Origin of the sequence: Burkholderia sp. BCC1996 (genome assembly GCF_905339955.1) — a bacterium.
In the GTDB taxonomy this organism is placed as follows: domain Bacteria; phylum Pseudomonadota; class Gammaproteobacteria; order Burkholderiales; family Burkholderiaceae; genus Burkholderia.
Window position 1 is genome coordinate 62,336 of the sequence record NZ_CAJPHM010000007.1, and the last position, 18,076, is coordinate 80,411.

13 protein-coding genes and 1 pseudogene are annotated in these 18,076 nt (G+C 65.6%); 9 read left to right on the forward strand and 5 right to left on the reverse strand.

Annotation, left to right across the window (positions count from 1 at the left end):
* Window positions 1-17: 17 nt before the first annotated feature.
* The 5 genes and pseudogenes from U4Z64_RS12070 to U4Z64_RS12090 all read left to right on the forward strand — a co-directional run.
* Window positions 18-2,099: a phospholipase D-like domain-containing protein gene (locus U4Z64_RS12070; RefSeq protein ID WP_321820079.1), complete on the forward strand. Its 2,082-nt coding sequence runs from the start codon at window positions 18-20 to the stop codon at window positions 2,097-2,099.
* A 17-nt stretch (window positions 2,100-2,116) separates the two neighbouring features.
* Window positions 2,117-3,772: a DUF6396 domain-containing protein gene (locus U4Z64_RS12075; RefSeq protein WP_321820080.1), complete on the forward strand. Its 1,656-nt coding sequence runs from the start codon at window positions 2,117-2,119 to the stop codon at window positions 3,770-3,772.
* Between the two features lie 11 nt (window positions 3,773-3,783).
* Window positions 3,784-4,083 (forward strand): hypothetical protein, encoded by a 300-nt coding sequence (locus U4Z64_RS12080; RefSeq protein WP_124666118.1) that lies wholly within the window; start codon window positions 3,784-3,786, stop codon window positions 4,081-4,083.
* Entirely contained in the window at window positions 4,080-4,583 is a 504-nt protein-coding gene (locus U4Z64_RS12085; protein ID WP_321820081.1) for a pentapeptide repeat-containing protein, read from the forward strand. Before U4Z64_RS12080 ends, U4Z64_RS12085 begins: the two co-directional genes overlap by 4 nt.
* 102 nt (window positions 4,584-4,685) lie before the next feature.
* Window positions 4,686-4,916 (forward strand): annotated as a pseudogene (locus U4Z64_RS12090) (cytosine permease); the annotation flags it as partial.
* Between the two features lie 153 nt (window positions 4,917-5,069).
* Here U4Z64_RS12090 and U4Z64_RS12095 read toward each other — a convergent pair.
* The 5 genes from U4Z64_RS12095 to U4Z64_RS12115 all read right to left on the reverse strand — a co-directional run bounded on the left by U4Z64_RS12095 (window position 5,070) and on the right by U4Z64_RS12115 (window position 13,171).
* The gene (locus U4Z64_RS12095; RefSeq protein ID WP_321820082.1) at window positions 5,070-7,349 is read right to left on the reverse strand and encodes an FdhF/YdeP family oxidoreductase; all 2,280 of its coding nucleotides are present in this window, start codon (window positions 7,347-7,349) and stop codon (window positions 5,070-5,072) included.
* Between the two features lie 124 nt (window positions 7,350-7,473).
* Window positions 7,474-10,305, reverse strand: coding sequence for an ATP-dependent Clp protease ATP-binding subunit (locus U4Z64_RS12100; protein WP_321797516.1), 2,832 nt, complete (start codon window positions 10,303-10,305; stop codon window positions 7,474-7,476).
* Window positions 10,306-10,915: 610 nt separating this feature from the next.
* Complete coding sequence (locus U4Z64_RS12105; RefSeq protein ID WP_124485765.1) at window positions 10,916-11,185, reverse strand: hypothetical protein; 270 nt, start codon at window positions 11,183-11,185, stop codon at window positions 10,916-10,918.
* Between the two features lie 98 nt (window positions 11,186-11,283).
* A complete protein-coding gene (locus U4Z64_RS12110) occupies window positions 11,284-12,099 on the reverse strand; it encodes a family 1 encapsulin nanocompartment shell protein (protein WP_321820083.1) in 816 nt (271 codons plus the stop codon).
* Window positions 12,092-13,171, reverse strand: coding sequence for a Dyp-type peroxidase (locus tag U4Z64_RS12115; protein WP_321820084.1), 1,080 nt, complete (start codon window positions 13,169-13,171; stop codon window positions 12,092-12,094). The genes U4Z64_RS12110 and U4Z64_RS12115 overlap by 8 nt, the downstream gene beginning before the upstream one ends.
* A 417-nt stretch (window positions 13,172-13,588) precedes the next feature.
* Between U4Z64_RS12115 and U4Z64_RS12120 the strand changes: the two genes are divergently transcribed.
* From U4Z64_RS12120 to U4Z64_RS12135, 4 genes are all read left to right on the forward strand, one after another.
* Entirely contained in the window at window positions 13,589-13,942 is a 354-nt protein-coding gene (locus tag U4Z64_RS12120; protein ID WP_415750567.1) for a LysR family transcriptional regulator, read from the forward strand.
* A gap of 17 nt (window positions 13,943-13,959) precedes the next feature.
* Window positions 13,960-14,412, forward strand: coding sequence for a phosphate-starvation-inducible protein PsiE (locus tag U4Z64_RS12125; protein ID WP_044848158.1), 453 nt, complete (start codon window positions 13,960-13,962; stop codon window positions 14,410-14,412).
* A 355-nt stretch (window positions 14,413-14,767) separates the two neighbouring features.
* A complete protein-coding gene (locus U4Z64_RS12130; protein ID WP_321820085.1) occupies window positions 14,768-16,180 on the forward strand; it encodes a PLP-dependent aminotransferase family protein in 1,413 nt (470 codons plus the stop codon).
* A gap of 318 nt (window positions 16,181-16,498) precedes the next feature.
* Window positions 16,499-18,034 (forward strand): FAD-dependent oxidoreductase, encoded by a 1,536-nt coding sequence (locus U4Z64_RS12135; RefSeq protein ID WP_321820086.1) that lies wholly within the window; start codon window positions 16,499-16,501, stop codon window positions 18,032-18,034.
* The last annotated feature ends 42 nt before the right edge of the window (window positions 18,035-18,076 follow it).

Genomic DNA, 18,076 nt, shown 5'->3' on the forward strand with positions numbered 1-18,076 from the left:
TTTTGACGAGAAATCTGATGTCGGATACCGATACCCAAAACAAATCGAAGGCGCCGGTCGATGTTTGCACACGCCAATCGGTCGCCAGTGCGCAGTGGTTTCTGGAGAAGAAGGAAACCTACTATGCACCTCCGTATGAGAAGAACAATCTCGACGTGTTCATTTGTGGCGAGGATGCGTTCAAGCAAATCGCGGCCGATTTGAAGGCGGCCAAGCACAGCGTGGAAATCATCTGTTGGGGTTTCGATCCGGGCATGGAACTGATCCGCAATGGATCGGTGTGGCCGCGCGGCGATACCTGGGGCGGGCTGTTGCGCGATGTGGCCGCGGGGAAATTCAACAATGGCAAACCGGTTCAGGTTCGTTTGCTGTCGTGGTACGGGTTTATCGGAAGTCTTGGTTCGAACAACATGCCGGGACATAGCAGCGGTCGTCTGAACTACGAAGAAAAGATGGCCATGATGGTCGGCGCGAGCGGCGGTATCTATTTGCAGACCGGCAAGCCGCCTCAACCGCAGACACCGCAGGAACGGCGCGAGGATTTCAATGCGCGTTGGTATGACGACGCGTTCGCGGGCCGGCTGCCCAATCTGTCGATTCGAACGCGAGATGGCAGTAGCAAGGCGGTTCATGAGAGCCTTGCAGGCGAGCCGGGGAAACGTGACTTCACCGAAGTGCTGGGTCTGGAGAAAGTGGCCACCGACCATCAGAAGACCATCCTGATCGACTACGAGCATGAAGGTGGTGCACACGCAGTCGGTTATGTGATGGGGCTGAATAGCGTGACGGACTACTGGGATACGCAGCAGCACCTCTTTCATGATCCACGCCGTGGCGAGTCATGGGAGGGCGCCAATGACGTGCAGCCTGGCCTGAAACCATACCAGGATTACGCGAGCCGTCTTCGAGGCGAAGCGCTGGTGGCGGTCAGCAAGAACTTCGTCGATGCGTGGAACCGCGCCAAGGGCAAAGGTGATAACGTATCGCGAACGCACGATTTCAAGAAGGTGCCGACGGGATTGACGAAAAATCTCGGCACACCGTGTCAGCGGGCGCAAGTCGTGCGTACTCAGCCGGAAGAAAAGGATAAATCCATCAAGGCCCTGTATGAGCAGGCCACGTCCTTTGCACGCAGCTATATCTACGTCGAGAACCAGTATTTCCAATATACCGAGTGGCCGAAGAAGCTGAAGGAGTTGCGAGCGCAGTTTCTGTCTTGTAGTCAGGCGGCCGGGAAGAGTCCGAGCGACATACCCAACTTACACGTGATGGTCGTCATTCCCACGCCTGAGCGAACACAAATGGTGCCGCGTACGCACGACACGGTTAAGGTCCTGGGCCATGGCACATCGATGCCCAATCAAGACAAGGCTGTCGAAGACGAGTTGGCGCGCAACCGGCAGCAGCAGGCCACGTGGGACGCTTATGTCAAGCGACAGAAGGCGAGCGGGGCGAGTATCGATCCCGATCTTTACCCCGCACCGCTCTCTCCCGTCGCGCAAAGCACAAAGGATCTCGGCGACAAGGCTTCCCTTGCCAAATCGCTGGATCAAATGGGAATCCGCACTCTGATCGGTAGCCTCTGGACATTCGATAGTAGATGGCGTAGCTCAAAGTTGAGTACGGAGACAGCGAAGCAGCAAGCTCGCTGGGATGAATACGTAGGCAAACAACAAGCCAAAGGAGAGTTGCCGGACCCGGATCTGGCTCCGATGCTGCCGTTGCCAACGCAGTCGATAGCGGCCCGGTACAGAGAGATCTACATTCACAGTAAACTGCTGTTGATCGACGATAGTTTTTTCACGCTGGGCAGTGCCAACCTGAATTTGCGGAGCATGGCAGTGGACGCAGAGATCAATGTCGGAACTGATGATCCGGCGAAGACTGAAGATCTGCGCAAGCGGGTATGGAAACTTCACACTGGAAACGCAGCGGATTGCAATCCGGCATCGCTCACGCCGCAGTCCATGGCAAAGACATTCATCAACTGGGTGCAATTGTTGAAGACGAACGAAATCGCACGGAAAAAAGGGGATGCTCCCACGGGCTTTCTGCATCCGTTCCATGATGAACGCGCGACAGGCGTTCGTCTTTCCTGATCAGGTATCTAACAATCGTGCGCAATCAATTGAGTTCGACCGTCGCCGACCGTTTCGGTTTGATTCGTTTAGTTTCTGCTTTCGTGTTCCTTGCTTGTACGGCCTGCTCAATGAACGACTCTCTTCCTCGCAATATGTCGCTGACGGCATTCAATCCTCACCGTGACGCATTTGAGTGCAAGCATGAGGCTGATGTCGTTCCCCCAATCGATCCAGAGGCAGATCGATGGAACCAGGAAGCAGTGGCTCTCACCAGTTCGCTACTGTGGCCGAACCAGCGCGATTACAAGGGGGCGGTCGATTTGTGGGCCAAGGCCGCTGAACGAAAGCACTGGAAAGCGATGTTGAATCTGGCCAATGCTTATGCTGAAGGGCAGGGCGTGGATCGTGATTCGGAACGCGCGGTGCAGATCACCGAACAGGCAATGAAACTCGGCATTCCGGCGGCCTACGATCTAATGGGCACGTATTACATGAACGGAATGGGTGTGAAGCAGGATGCGAGTAGAGCCTATGCATTCTGGCAACTGGCCGCGGATATGGGTAGCCCGAGTGCGATGGCATATCTGGGGGGCAAAATGGACGCGCTCTATGACGACCCGAAGGCAGGCTTTTGGGGCAATCGCAAGATTGCTCTCCAGATGCTGGAATGCGGCGTCGCACAGGGAAACGGGCGTGCAGCATATGAACTTGGGACGACGATCGTAGGTGATCGCGCAGAATTGGGCGAGAACAATGAACGCGCACTCAAGACCTTGCATGCCGGTGTGAAATTCGGGAGCGCCGAGAGTGCCGGATGGTTGAGCGCTTCGTTTGGCAAGGGTGATCCGTTGGTCGGCCATGTCAAGGACGAGGCACGCGCCGAACGCTACGGAATTCTCGCCGACCGCCTCGAGCGCGATCCCGACCTTCGCCTGCCGAACCTCGACAAGGTGGTGCCGCTGCCGCCATCCAAATTGCCCAAGTGGGACGGCAACAAGGAGACGCTGATCAATGCGGCGAAGGCCGTGATGTCGGCACCGGCGTCGCCTTCCAAACCCGCCGCTCATCCGGTCTCACTACGTACCGGTCGCGCGCATGTACCCGATGGCTATACGTTGCCGGAGAAGCCGCCTGTCACCGTACCTCCGCAGGCTGAAACCACCGCTGCACCGGTGGGCGGTTATTGGCTCGCACAGCTCAAGTATCCGACTGCCGAACGTCATTTCGCCTGGAATCTGGCGCAGGTGCCGATGCACTACAGCAAGGACGAACTATTCGATCGCAGTCGTCCCGGCCTTGTTCTGGAAGATGGACGTATCTTCTTTCATTACGTCGGCGATGCGATTCCGGTGGCAGTACAACAACCGGTATCGGAACCCCGCGTGGCGCAGGGCATCGCGCGCACCGCGCAATTTCCCGATCCGCTGATCCAGTGTCGAGGCACACGCGCGTGCCCGGTGACGGGTATATGGCAGGCCAGTGTGACGGATGACCATCCTCGAGCCGCGACGTTCAATCAGTGGTACCGCCAGGCCTATGTCGCCCAGGGTGATTCGTTCCCTGATCCGCAGGACATGCATCTGGATGTATCGCCGGCGGACGTGACCTGGACGTGGTGGAACGAGGCCAATCGCCTCGGATTCGCGAATCTGCCGGAAGTCAGTGTAGGCAACGCGTCCGGTGACGCTTGACGGAGCGAAGAATGCGCAAGTCGACAATGGCCGCGATCGTAGTGGCCGGCGGCCTGATACTGGTTGCCTGGGCTGTCATCGCATCCTTGGGGGCGGTGTCCCAGATCAGTGGAGGCAGCTACGGTTCGCATGACGTGAGCGATTTTGCGATCGAGAATTTCCTCTTCCTCGGCTCGCTGATTGCGTTGGGCGGCCTTGTCGCCTGGTTCGCCAGCCGCGACTCGGCGGCGTCCGACGCCGATGACGAACAGACGGCCGGCAACGGCGAAGGCGAATCGTCTGCTCAGGCGCATCGAGACGCAGACTCATGAGCAGTTCTGAAATCATCTACAAGCACGACCTGTGGCGCAAGGGTGCCGGTGGAATGCCGGCAGGACTCTCAGGTCAGACGGATAGTTCGGCCTATGCCGGCCTGGATCTGGGTCTTGCGCAATTCTCCGGCAGCAGCTTCAGCGGCAGCCGGTTCAGCGGCACGTCATTCCGGCAGGCCGGCTGGACAGGCTGCCGGTTCTCTGCTTGTACGTTTGCCAGTTGCGATTTTTCGGGGATTGCAATTTCCGGATGCACGTTCGTCGATTGCTCCTTCGATGAGGCCGCCTTTCAGGGCAGTACGTTCAATAGCGTGAAATTTCTCGGATGCAAGTGGAACGGCGTTCGGTTCGACGACAACACGTGGCATTCGGTGCAGGTGCTGGACTGCACGGGAAGCATGGTCGAAGCCCATGGACTCAAGGGGCTGGACGTGGATTTCACGGGTAGCTATTTCGAGCATCTGGCATTCGAAGACACGGAAATCAACGGCGGGCATTGAGTCGAGCGCCTGTTCATTCACGGTTTGCCTTGCGGCGACCGTGAATGGGTGGACGCCATGTAAAGTGTTTCGTGTTGCTCAGCCTTCGACGCGGACCCTGAATTCAATCCGCAGGCACTGCTCGCGTATGCGATCGGGATCGTCGTGCAGATCCCGTTCATGAACACGCCGATGTACGCGGGCCCGATTCCCGCGCATCTCGGCGGCGCCGACCTGTCCTGGCTCGTCGGGCTCGCGCTGACGTCGCCGCTGTACTACTGGCTCGCGACGCGCGACAGCGCGTACCGTCGCCGGCAGACGGGCGCGCGTCTGCCGCCGTCGCCGGCGCGGTAAGGCGCGTGCCGTTCGCCACGTGAAAACGAAGCGGCCGCCGCATCGGAGGCGATGCAGCGGCCGGGAGAGCGGGGAGGCGGGGCGGCAGGCAGGTTCTCGGCATCACGGCATGTCGCATGCGTGCCGTACGTCGCGAACCTGCCCGCCCGCGGATCACACGACCGCGGAACGCGCGACCCTCACCGGCACCGACTTGTACGACGGCGTGCCGCTTTCCTTGTCGATGTAGTCGAGCGGCACGAGCACGTTCGCTTCCGGGTAATACGCGCCGACCGAGCCCGGCGCGATGTCGTACTCGATCGCGGTGATCTTCTCGAGGCGCAGCGTGCGGCCCGACGCGGTGATCGTCTCGATGTCGACGAGGTCGCCGTGTTCGAGCCCGTACTTCGCGAGATCCGCCACGTTCATGAACAGCACGTCGCGCCGCCCGAACACGCCGCGATAGCGGTCGTCGAGCCCGTAGATCGTCGTGTTGTACTGGTCGTGGCTGCGCAGCGTGATCAGCCGCAGCACCTGTTCGGCGCCGAGCACGTCCGCGTCTTCCTTCACGCCCGTGTAGACCGAGAACATCGCCTTGCCGGTCGGCGTGGGCCACACGCGCTCGGTGGGCGGCAGCGGCAGGCGGAAGCCGCCCGGCGTGCGGATCCGCTCGTTGAACGCCTCGAAGCCGGGCACCGTCTTGTCGATCAGGTCGCGGATGCGGTCGTAGTCGGCGATCAGGTCGAGCCACGCGACCTTGCTGTTCGGCAGCGTCGCATGCGCGATCCCCGCGACGATCGCGGGCTCCGAGCGCAACGCGTCGGACGCCGGCTTGAGCTTGCCGGCCGACGCGTGGACCATCGACATCGAATCCTCGACGGTGATCGACTGCTGGCCGCTCGCCTGGATGTCGAGCTCGGTGCGGCCGAGCACGGGCAGGATGTAGGTTTCCTTCGCAACCAGCAGATGCGAGCGGTTCAGCTTCGTGCCGAGATGCACGCTGAGATCGAGCTTCGCCATCGCGGGAAACGACAGCTCGGGATCGGGCAGCGCGACCGCGAAGTTGCCGCCGAGGCACAGCAGCGCCTTGGCCTGGCCGTCGACCATCGCCTGCATGGCCTGCACGGCGTCGTGCCCGTGATGCGCGGGCGGCTTGAAGCCGCACACGTCCTCGATCTTCTGCAGGAACTCGGCCGACGGCTTCTCGGTGATGCCGACCGTGCGGTTGCCCTGCACGTTGGAGTGGCCGCGCAGCGGGCACACGCCCGCGCCGGGCTTGCCGAAGTTGCCGCGCATCAGCAGCAGGTCGGCGATCAGGCGCACGGTCGCGGTACCCTTGTTGTGCTGCGTGACACCCATCCCGTACGTGACGATCGTCGCGTTCGATTTCGCATAGGCGAGCGCGACCTGCTCGAGCTGCGCCTGGCTCAGGCCGCTCGCGCGCTCGATGTCGTCCCACGACGTGGCCTGCAGGTCGGTGGAGAACGCGTCGAAGCCGCTGGTGTGCTGCGCGATGAAGTCGCGGTCGAGCACGTCGCCGCGCTCGGCCTCGAGCTGCAGCAGCGCCTTCATGATGCCCTTCAGAGCGGCCGCGTCGCCGCCCGCGTCGACCTGGTAGTACGTCGACGCGATGCGCGTCGAACCGAACGACGCCATCTCGATCATGTCCTGCGGATCGGCGAAGCGTTCGAGCGCGCGCTCGCGCAACGGGTTGAACACGATGATCGGCACGTTGCGGCGCGAGCACTCGTGCAGCGTGCCCATCATCCGCGGATGGTTCGTGCCGGGGTTGTGGCCGATCGAGATGATCAGCTCGCAGTGGTCGAAATCCTCCAGCGAAACGGTGCCCTTGCCGATCCCGATCGACTGCGGCAGGCCGACGCTGGTCGGCTCATGGCACATGTTCGAGCAGTCGGGGAAGTTGTTGGTGCCGAGCTCGCGCGCGAACAGCTGATACAGGTACGCGGCTTCGTTCGACGCGCGCCCCGACGTATAGAACTCGACCTGCTCGGGCGGCAGCGCACGCAGCACCTCGCCGATGCGCGCGAACGCGTCGTCCCATTCGACCGCGCGGAACGTGTCGGTCGCGCGATCGTAGACGAGCGGATGCGTGAGCCGGCCCATGTTCTCCAGCTCGTAGTCGGACATCCGCAGCAGCGACGACACGGTGTTCGCCGCGAAGAACTCGGGCGTCACGCGCTTGGTCGTGGCCTCCCACGTGACGGCCTTCGCGCCGTTCTCGCAGAACTGGAACGTCGACTTGTGTTCCTTGTCGGGCCACGCGCAGCCGGGACAGTCGAAACCGTCGGGCTGGTTGGTCCGCATCAGCACGATCGGCGCCTCGATGGTTTCCATCTGCGTGCGCACGGCCTCGGCTGTCGCGCGAAGCGCGCCCCAACCGCCGGCGGGCCCATCGTACTTCCTGATGCCCGGCACTTCGCGTCGATTTGTCATGTGAATCTCCATGAGCCGGGCCCGCTGCGGGGTGGCTCGGGTTGCGCCGCGTCGCGGCGTGGGGCGGCGCCGTCCGGCGGACGGCGCCGGTCATGCGGGCCCGAGCATCCGGGCCCGCGTGGTATCAGTGCGCGTCCTTCTTCGCACCGGACGACTTCTTGCCGGATGCCTTCGCGACGGGCGGCGGCGTATCGGCCTTTGCTTCGTCATCCTTTTCATCGGCCGATGCCTTCGCGGCCTTGCCGTTCGGCCTGGCCTTGCCGTCGGCGTCCTGCTTCGCGTCCTTCGCATCAGGCGGCGCGAGCTTGTTGAACGTCACCGTGTCGCCGGCCGTGTCGTAGTCGACTTCGACGCGGTCGCCCGACTGAAGCTTGTCCGCGAGGATCTCCTTCGCGAGCTTCGTTTCGATGATCTGCCGAACTTGCCGCTTCAGTTCGCGCGCGCCAAACTCCGGCTGGTAGCCGGCTTCAGTCAGGTGTTCGACGAGCGAATCGCCCATCACGAGCGTGATGTCCTGCGCGGCGGCGGTGCGCACCACGCGGTCGAGCTGGATCTGCACGATCGAGCGGATGTTCTCCTTCGACAGCGCATGGAACACGATCACCTCGTCGATCCGGTTCAGGAACTCGGGGCGGAAATGGCCCTTCAGCACCTGCATCAGCTGCTCGCGGATCGCCTTGTCGGTCTTGCGCGCGGCTTCCGGCTGCGTGAGGTTGTCCATGATGATCGCGGCGCCGAGGTTGCTCGTCGCGATGATGATCGTGTTGCTGAAGTCGACCACGCGGCCCTTGCCGTCGGTCAGCCGGCCGTCGTCGAACACCTGCAGCAGCACGTTGTAGACGTCCGGATGGGCCTTCTCGATCTCGTCGAGCAGGATCACGCTGTACGGGCGGCGCCGCACGCGCTCGGTGAGCTGGCCGCCTTCGTCGTAGCCGACGTAGCCGGGCGGCGCGCCGATCAGCCGCGCGACCGCGTGCCGCTCCATGTACTCGGACATGTCGATGCGGATGATCGCCTGTTCGTCGCCGAACACGGTCTCGGCCAGCGCCTTCGCGAGCTCGGTCTTGCCGACGCCGGTCGGCCCGAGGAACAGGAACGTCGCGATCGGCCGGTGCGTCTGGCCGAGCCCGGCGCGCGACAGCCGCACCGCGTCGCTGACGGCGACCACCGCGTCGTTCTGGCCGACCACGCGCTCGCGCAACTGCTCTTCCATCTTCAGCAGCTTCTGGCGCTCTTCCTGCGTGAGCTCGGACACCGGGATTCCGGTCAGCCGCGACACGACTTCGGCGACCGATTCGACGGTCACCTCGAGAGTCTCGGAACCGGTCTTGCGCTGCCACGCTTCCATCTTTTCGTCGAGCGACTTCTGCTTCTCGTTGATCTGTTCTTCGAACTGCTTCGCTTCGTCGAAGCGCTTGCGCGACGTCGCGTAGTCCTGCTCGCGCTTCAGCTGCGCGATCTGCGCTTCGCCTTCCTGGATGTCGACGGGGCGCGACGTCGCGCCGATCCGCACGCGCGCGGCGGCCTGGTCGATCAGGTCGATCGCCTTGTCGGGCAGGAAGCGCGCGGTGATGTAGCGGTCGGCGAACTCGGCGGCCGCGACGAACGCGTCGTCGGCGAACGTCACCTGATGGTGCGCCTCGAGGCTGTCGCGCAGCCCGCGCAGGATCACGATCGTCTGCTCGACGCTCGGCTCCGGCACGAACACCGGCTGGAAGCGCCGCTCCAGCGCCGCGTCCTTCTCGATGTGCTTCTGGTATTCGTTCAGCGTGGTCGCGCCGATCAGGCTCAGCTCGCCGCGCGCGAGCGCCGGCTTCAGCACGTTCGCGATGTCGAGCCCGCCTTCGCCGCCGCCCTGGCCCGCGCCGACGATCGTATGCAGCTCGTCGATGAACAGGATCAGTTCGTCATGCTTGGCGGTCACTTCGTCGATCAGCTGCTTCGCTCGCTCCTCGAATTCGCCGCGATACTTTGCGCCGGCGACCATCGAGTTGATGTTGACTTCGACGAGCCGCTTGCCGCGCAGCACTTCGGGCACGTCGCCGTTCACGATCCGCTGCGCGAGGCCTTCGACGATCGCGGTCTTGCCGACACCCGGCTCGCCGATCAGCACCGGGTTGTTCTTCTTGCGGCGCGCGAGCACCTCGATCGTGCTTTCGATTTCCTGCGCGCGGCCGAGCACCGGATCGAGCTTGCCCTGGCGCGCGATCGCGGTGAGGTCGCGGCCGAACTTGTCGAGGTTCGGCGTGCCGGTCGGCGCATCGACGCGGCCGTCTTCCGCACCCTTGCCGACGACCTTCACGACCTTCTGGCGCAGCGCCTCGGGCGTCACGCCGTATTTCTTCAGCAGCGTGCCGGCGATGCTGTCCGGCACCGACGCGAGACCGATCAGCAGGTGCTCGGGGCCGATGTACGAGTGACCGAGGTCGCGCGACGCCTGGAACGCGTACTGCACGGCCTTCTTCACGCGCGGCGAGATCGACAGCTTGTCGAGCGACGCATCGGGGGAGGCCGTGCCGGTGTGCGCGTGCTCGTCGATGTATGACTTGATGTCCTGCGGCGACAGCTTCAGTTCCTTCAGCAGCGCGGCGCACACGTCGGTGTCCGCGAGCGCGTACAGCAGGTGTTCGGTGTCGAGTTCGCTGCGGCGCAGCTCGTGCGCCTTCTCGGCCGCGCGCTGCAGCAGTTCGAGCGTCTGCTCGCTGAACGCGTCGGTCGGGTCGACCGACTCGCGCGGAATCTCCGCGGCAAGCGGCGACGTGTCGCCGGACTCGCCGAACAGCGACGACGCGCCGCCGCCCAGCAGCGAGTCGAACGGGTTCAGCATGCTCTGATGCCGCATCAGCTGACGGAAGTGGTAGTCGCAGATCGAGATCGTCTTGCGCTCGCCGTCCTGCATCACGGTGGCGCGCGCGACGGCCGGCCGGGCGTGACAGATGTCGCAAAGTGCGGGCATGGTGGTCTGGCTCCTGTCAATGAACGTGAATCGAAACGGAAGTCCCGATGCGCGAGGGCGCCGGGGCGTGCCTGCCGCTCGACGCGACCGGCGGCGCGCGCGCCATGCCGGCGCCGTCGCGCCGCGCGCGCCGGCATGGCGACCGGCCGTGCTCGACGCCGGCAATACCGCTGCTTCGCGGCGCCTGCGCCGTCACTTCGACTGCGTTCAAAATAGCGAATCGGCCCAGGGCCTCCAAGACACAGTTCCGCATCGGCCCGGCCGGGAATTGCACCCTCACAAGCGTGCGAGCATGAGACGCAAGGAGTACAGACGAGCGCGCATGCGGGTGCGGCGTGCGGGCTGCGCAAACGTGGCGGCGTGCGACGCGCGCGAAGCGCGGTGCGACATCGGCGCGCAGGGCGCCGGCAGGGAGCAAACGGGAAGGGATGCGCGCGACGCAACACGGCGCGCGCGCATCGGCGCGAGCGCGCAGCGCGGCAGCGTGCGCGCACGGGTCAGGCCGGGCCGCGCGCGCACCGCAACCGGTGCGTGGCGCGAGGCCGCTGGCGAAGCGGGCGGGCTGCACGGTGCGGGCCGGACATGGCCCAACCGTGACGAGGCGGCGGCGTCAGTCGGAGAGCGTCATCGCAAGTTTCTGCCGTGCGATCTGCTTCACGTCGGTTGACAGTGCCGCATTCTGCAGACCATTGGCCCAGACGGAGAACGAATCCTCGATCAGGTTGCGGGAGTCGGGCGGCAGTTCGGCCAGCATCAGCGCCACCACGGTGAACAATACGGCGGTGTCGCCGGCCTGGCGGCTCGCGTTCGCGTCGACGGCCTGCTTCAGGCTGTCGATCGACGCTTGCAGTGCCTGTAGTGCTTCATTCGATTCGCTCATTTCTCGCTCCATGCAGGATGGTTCGATCGGCGACGAACGTGCGGCCGGCCATGCGGCCGGTGGGCGCGATGCCGGTCGGGCATCGCGCGGGCGGAACGTCAGGTCGCCGGGTTGCCCTGCGGCGCCACGGCCACCGATGCCTCGCTCGTCAGCATCAGGAACGTGAACGTTTCGCGCAGGTAAAGGCGAACGACCTTGTCGGTATGGCTCGTGTAGCCGATCGACACGTCTTCGCCGAGGTGCAGTTCATAGTCGCCGCCGCGGGTGGACAGCACGCAGCCGCCGCTGATCGCCGGCGCCCAGATGATCTCGCCGCTGACGATGCGCTTGATGTGGCCGAGGACCGGATAGCCCTGGTCGCGCGCCTCGCTGAGCGCCGTGTAGGCGTCCGAGCCGAGCACGACCGAGTACGGGCCGTCGACGCCGGCGAGCCGCAGCGCTTCCAGCGCGTCGCTGATCGCGTCCGGATACGCGCTGACGTCGGCCGGCAGCATGAGCTTGCGGTTCGACGTGCCTTCGCGGATGCCGACGATGTCCGCGGCCAGATAGCCGTCGAAGATCGCGCCGTCTTCGGCGAACGCGAGGCGTTGCGCCGCGTCCTTCGCCGGCTGCCAGTCGGCATCGCGCGCGCCGCGCTCGACGCTGTCGATCGCGTCGCGGCTCAGCTCGAACGGCACCGTCAGCTCGACGATCGTGCGGACTTCGCGCAGCCGTGCGCCGACCAGCTCGCGCGGTGCCGCGACCTCGCGCAGGTGCCCGGTGCCGACGGCCGACAGCTCGGGGCCGGCCGGGCCCTCGACGTCGACCACGCGGCGCCCGGCCACCGAGCGCTTGAAGGTGCGTGCGACTTCTTCCTCGATCTGCTCCCAGGCGGACGAGGAAATCGGCGCGAGTTCGCGGTGCAGGTTATTCATAGGCTTTGGCTCCTTTCAGCGATCCGATGTTCAGCGAGCCGTCACGACGCGACTCGGGCGATGCGGGGGCCGGCTGCGCGGCGGCGGTGGCGTCGGCGGCGGCCGGTGCGGGGCGATCGGCGAGCGCCTCGAGCAGGTCGGCCGACGGCACGAAGAACAGCGAGCCGGTGACCGCGCGGCTGTAGTCGAGCAGCCGGTCGTAGTTGCCGGGCGGGCGGCCGACGAACATGTTCTCGAGCATCTGCTCGATCGGCGCCGGCGAGCGCGCGTAGCCGATGAAGTAGGTGCCGAATTCGCCGGAGCCGGGGCGCCCGAACGGCATGTTGTCGCGCAGGATCTTCACTTCCTGGCCGTTCTCGTCGAGCGTCGTCAGCGAGCTGTGCGAGCACGACGGCTTCACGTCCGGCGCGAGCTCGATGTCGGACAATTTGGTGCGCCCGATGATGCGCTCCTGCGTCTCGACCGCGAGCGCGTTCCAGCCGGCCATGTCGTGCAGGTACTTCTGCACGATCACGTAGCTGCCGCCCGCGAATTCGGCGTCTTCGTCGCCGATCACCGTGAAGTCGACCGCGTCGCGGCCCTCCGGGTTCTCGGTGCCGTCGACGAAGCCGATCATCGCGCGCTGGTCGAAGTTGCGGAAGCCGTGCACCTCGTCGACGACCGTGACCGCGTCGCCGAGCGCGCCGAGCAATTGGGTCGCGAGTTCGAAGCACAGGTCCATCGCGTCGGCGCGGATGTGCAGCAGGATGTCGCCGGGCGTCGCGATCGCGACGCGCTGGCCGGCGCCGAATTCGCGGAACGGATGCAGCGACGCGGGGCGCGGATCGCCGAACAGCGCATCCCAGGCGTCGGCGCCGAAGCCGCATACGCAGGACAGGTTGCCGTCCGGCACGCGTTTGCCGACCGAGCGCACGAGCGCGGCGATGTCGCCGCACCACGCGCGGATCGTGTCGGCGCGCTCGGCGCCGGGGTTGACGGTGGCAACGAGGAAGATCGCGCTGCGCGTGATCGGGCTGTGAACGGCCTGGGAAAGCGGGGGACGGGTTTGCATCGCGGCCTGCCGGTCAGTCATGTCGGGACGGACGGGCCGCGGATGCCGCGGCGCGCGAAGACGAACGGTTGGACTGTGTCATGCGACTGTTCTCTTTGTGACATGCGGATGAAGGACGTTGCGCGGGCATCGCGCAACGGGCCGCAGCGGCGGCGGCCTGCCGCCCGGGCGCGCAAGGGGGAGGCAGGCTCGGTGGCCGCGCGTTCGCCCGGCGCGCGACCTCGCCGCACCGCGTAACGTCGTCGAGCATGCAATCTAGCAGCTTCGGCGGGTCTTTGGAACACGTATCGCCAATCTGTCATTCGAATGGGTTGATCGGGGTCCGATTCTGCGTCGCGGGCGTGCAGCTGTACTCCTGAAACCCGCGGCGCTGTGCTCTTGAGCGGGCGTGGCGCGTGCAGTAGATTAGGTTCGCTCCGCCCGCCGACGAGGACCATCATGATGAACCTGCTGGAAGCGATGCGTATTTATGTCGCGGTGGTCGAGCATGGCGGGGTGTCCGCCGCGGCGTCCGAACTGAAGCTCGGCCGCGCGCAAGTCAGCGAGCGGCTGGACCGCCTCGAACGGTATCTCGACTGCCGGCTGTTGCTGGCGCGTGCGGGCGGCCACGTGGCGTGTACCGATGCCGGCGTCGCGTTCCACCAGTGCTGCCGGCGCACGCTGTCCGCGGTCGCGCAGGCCACCAACGCGGCCGGTGCGTGCGCAACCTTTCCCGATGCGCGCGTCGCGGGCTTTCCGCCGCCCGAAACCATCCGCCGTGTCGACCCAGCGTCGACCGCGGCACAACCCTGATTGCACCGGTCATCGCCTTGAATACGTCCACTGTTTCCGCCGATACGGCCGCCGAGCGCATCCGCCGCCGCTTCGGACACTTCCTTCACGCGGCCGAGCTGGCCGGGCTGATCGTGATCGGTCTCGCGACCGCGTTCGCGATGACGCAGGAAGCGTGGAAGGTCGTGCTCGCGGGTGAGGTGTCGCTGACCGACCTGCTGCTGATGTTCCTCTATCTCGAAGTGCTCGCGATGAACGTGCGTTACCTGCGGCTCGGCCGGCTGCCGGTGCGCTTTCCGCTGTTCATTGCGATGACGTCGCTCGCGCGCGACCTGATCCTGCGCGGCGCCACCGACAGCCCCGAGCGGATGCTGATGACCACGTTCGGAATCGTGCTGCTCGCGGTAGGCGTGCTGATCCTCAGCTTCGGCCAGCATCGCTTTCCGGCGGAAGTCGACGACGTCGAGGACGATGTGCATGCGCGGCGGTGATGCGTGTGTGTGCGGGCCCGATCGATGGGGGCGTCGGTTCGGCAGTTCATTTCGTTATGCCGAGATTGATTCGGTGCGGCGCCGACTCGCGGCTGCCGCGTTTCCATCTGTTCACCACACGTGTGCGATTTGAGGTTTGATCGCCAAACTGTCACTTACATTCGCCGAAATGACGCAGTAGGATGCCGATCCTTCTCATGATGGATTTCGCATTGCTATCCGCCTTCAATTTCGGTAATGGACGTGGCTCGCCCCGGAACGCCCGCGGCCGGACACGGCTATCCGGCTTCGTGCAGCGGCACGGCACGCGCACCTGGGCGTCGCAGGCTGGTTCACCGCTGGCGGGGCGAGGCGGATGAAGCTCTACGAGAAATTCGCGAACGACATAGAGAGACTCATCCGGCAACGCGTGTATCGACATGGCGATCGTGTGCCGTCGGTGCGGCAGGCGAGCCAGCAGCACCGGATCAGCATCACGACCGTGCTGCACGCATACTTGCTGCTCGAAAGCCGCGGGCTGCTGGAGAGCCGCCCGCAGTCGGGTTACTTCGTGAACCTGCGCAACGACGACGGGCACGCGCCGGTGCGCGAGCTGCGGCCGTCGAAGCCGATCGCGATCTCGTCGTCGGTCGACGTGAGCCGGCTCGTGCTGTCGACGCTGCGCGCGATCGGCACCGACGACGCGGTGCCGCTCGGCTCGCCGTACCCGGACCCGAGCCTGTTTCCGTTCGAGAAGCTGAACCGCTACGCGTATGCGGCCGGCCGCGACAAGTCGCTGTGGGGCGTGACCGACGGGCTGCCGCCCGGCCATCCGCGCCTGATCCGGCAGATCGCACGGCGCTACCTGGAAAACGGGATGTCGGTCGACCCAAACGAGATCATCGTGACGGTCGGCGCGACCGAGGCGATCAACCTGTGCCTGCAGGCGGTCGCGAAACCGGGCGACACGATCGCGGTGGAGTCGCCGACGTTCTACGCGATGCTGCACGCGATCGAACGGATGGGGATGAAGGCGATCGAGGTGGCGACGCATCCGGAATACGGAATCGACATCGCGGCGCTGGCGGCGATCGCGAAGTCTCAGCCGATCGCCGCATGCATGGTGATGCCGAACTTCCAGAATCCGCTCGGCTTCCAGATGCCCGACGAGCGCAAGCGCGAACTGGTTGAATTCGCAACTAAAATCGACATGCCGATCATCGAGAACGGCGTGTACAACGAACTGTATTTCGGCAATGCGCACCCGAGTGCGCTGAAGGCGTTCGACCGCAACGGGATCGTGCTGCACTGCGCGTCGTTCTCGAAAAGCCTGACGGCCGCGTACCGGATCGGCTGGGCGTTGCCGGGCCGCTATCGCGATCAGGTCGAGAAGCTGAAGTTCCTGAACACGCTGGCGACGCCGTCGCTGCCGCAGCTGGCGATCGCCGAGTTCCTCGAGCGCGACGGCTACGAGCATCACCTGCGGCGCCTGCGCAAGGCGTATGCGCAGCAGGCGAACCTGATGCGCGCGATGGTGTCGCGGTTCTTTCCGGAGGGCACGCGCATCTCGAGCCCGGCGGGCGGCTACGTGCTGTGGGTCGAGTTGCCGGCGCAGGTCGATGCGATGCGGCTGTACCAACTCGCGCTGGAGCAGGGGATCACGATCGGGCCCGGCTACATGTTCTCGATCGCGGACACCTACCGCAATTTCATCCGGCTCAACTACAGCAGCCCGTGGTCGCCGGACATCGAACGCGCGATCGTCACGGTCGGCAAGCTCGCGTTATGACCTGAATCGCGTCGCGCACGTCATGCGGCGGATAGCCGTCGACCGGGTCGGGATAGAGCACGCACAGAACGGTCGCCATCGGGTCGCTCCTCGTGACGGGATGAAGGCGGGGCGGTACGCGGATTGCTCGGCTCGCCGGCCCCCCGCATGCGCATCCGGTGTGTGTTGCGCCGCAACGTCGATGACGTTCCACGCCGGTCGCGGATCGCGTACAAGCCACAGTCCGTGTTTGCGTGCGCTGCGGGGTCGTCTGTACCTGTTCTTTTCGGGAAGGACGCCGATAATGGGATCGTTACCCCACACCCCGGGAGCCACGCCATGTCCGGAAGCGACGCCTCGTCTTCACGTCCCGATCTCGCGCAGGGGATCGCGCTCGACGACCTCGCCGACGGCGCGATGATCGAGGGCCAGGTCGGCGACGCCACGGTGCTGCTGGTGCGCCGCGCCGACGAACTGTTTGCCGTGGGCGCGCAATGCCCGCACTACGGCGCGCCGCTCGCCGACGGGCTGCTGGTCGGCGATACGATCCGCTGTCCGTGGCATCACGCGGCGTTCTGCCTGCGCACCGGCGCACTGCTACGCGCGCCGGCGCTCGACGGCCTGACGTGCTGGCGCGTCGAGCGGCGCGACGGCCGCGCGATCGTGCTCGATGCGCGGCCCGCCGCATCGCCGCCCGCACTGAACGCGGCGGGGCTGCCCGCATCGGTGGTGATCGTCGGCGGCGGTGCGGCCGCGATTGCGGCGGCCGTGACGCTGCGCCAGGAAGGCTATCCGCATGCGATCACGCTGCTGAGCGCGGACAGCGAGCCGCCGTACGACCGTCCGAACCTGTCGAAGGACTATCTGGCCGGCACGGCCGAAGCCGACTGGCTGCCGTTGCGCGGCGCGTCGTTCTATACCGAGCAGCGCATCGACGTGCGCTGCGGCACGCGCGTCACGCGGATCGATCCCGCGCAGCATGCGGCCGAGCTCGCGGACGGCAGCCGCGTCGGCTACGGCGCGCTGCTGCTGGCCACCGGCGCCGAGCCGAACCGGCTGACCGTGCCGGGGGCGGATCTGCCGCACGTGTGCGTGCTGCGTTCGCGCGCCGATTGCGATGCGCTGATCGGCAAGCTGAAGACGGCGCGGCGCTGCGTCGTGGTCGGCGCAAGCTTCATCGGCCTCGAAGCGGCCGCCGCGCTGCGCACGCGCGGGCTCGACGTGCAGGTGGTCGCACCCGATGCGCATCCGATGGCGCGCGTGCTCGGCGACGCGCTCGGCGACACGATCCGCGCGCTGCACGAAGCGCACGGCGTGGTGTTCCATCTCGGCGCGACGCCCACGCAGATCGCGCCGGACCGCGTGACGCTGTCGAACGGCGACGCGCTGCCGGCCGATGTGGTGGTGGTCGGCATCGGCGTGCATCCGGACGTCGCGCTCGCGCAGGAGGCGGGGCTCGCCGTCGATCGCGGCGTGACGGTCGACCGTTTCCTGCGGACGAGCGCACCGGACATCTATGCGGCCGGCGACATCGCGCGCTGGCCCGATCCGTTGACGGGCGAACGCATACGCGTCGAGCACTGGGTCGTCGCGGAGCGGCAGGGCATCGCCGCGGCGCGCAACATGCTCGGCCAGCAGCGGCCGTTCGACGCGGTGCCGTTCTTCTGGAGCCAGCACTACGACCTGACGGTCCGTTATGTCGGACATGCGGAGCAATGGGACCGCGTCGAGATCGACGGCGACCTGCGCGCGCATGATGCTTCGGTCGCGTTCTGGCGCGGCAACGCACGGCTCGCGGTCGCGACGATCGGCCGGGATCTCGACTGCCTGCGCGCGGAAGCGGCGCTCGAGCAGCAGGGCACGACGCGCGCGTGAACGGGCCGCCGACTGTGCGCTGACCAGTGCGCACGCGGGTGA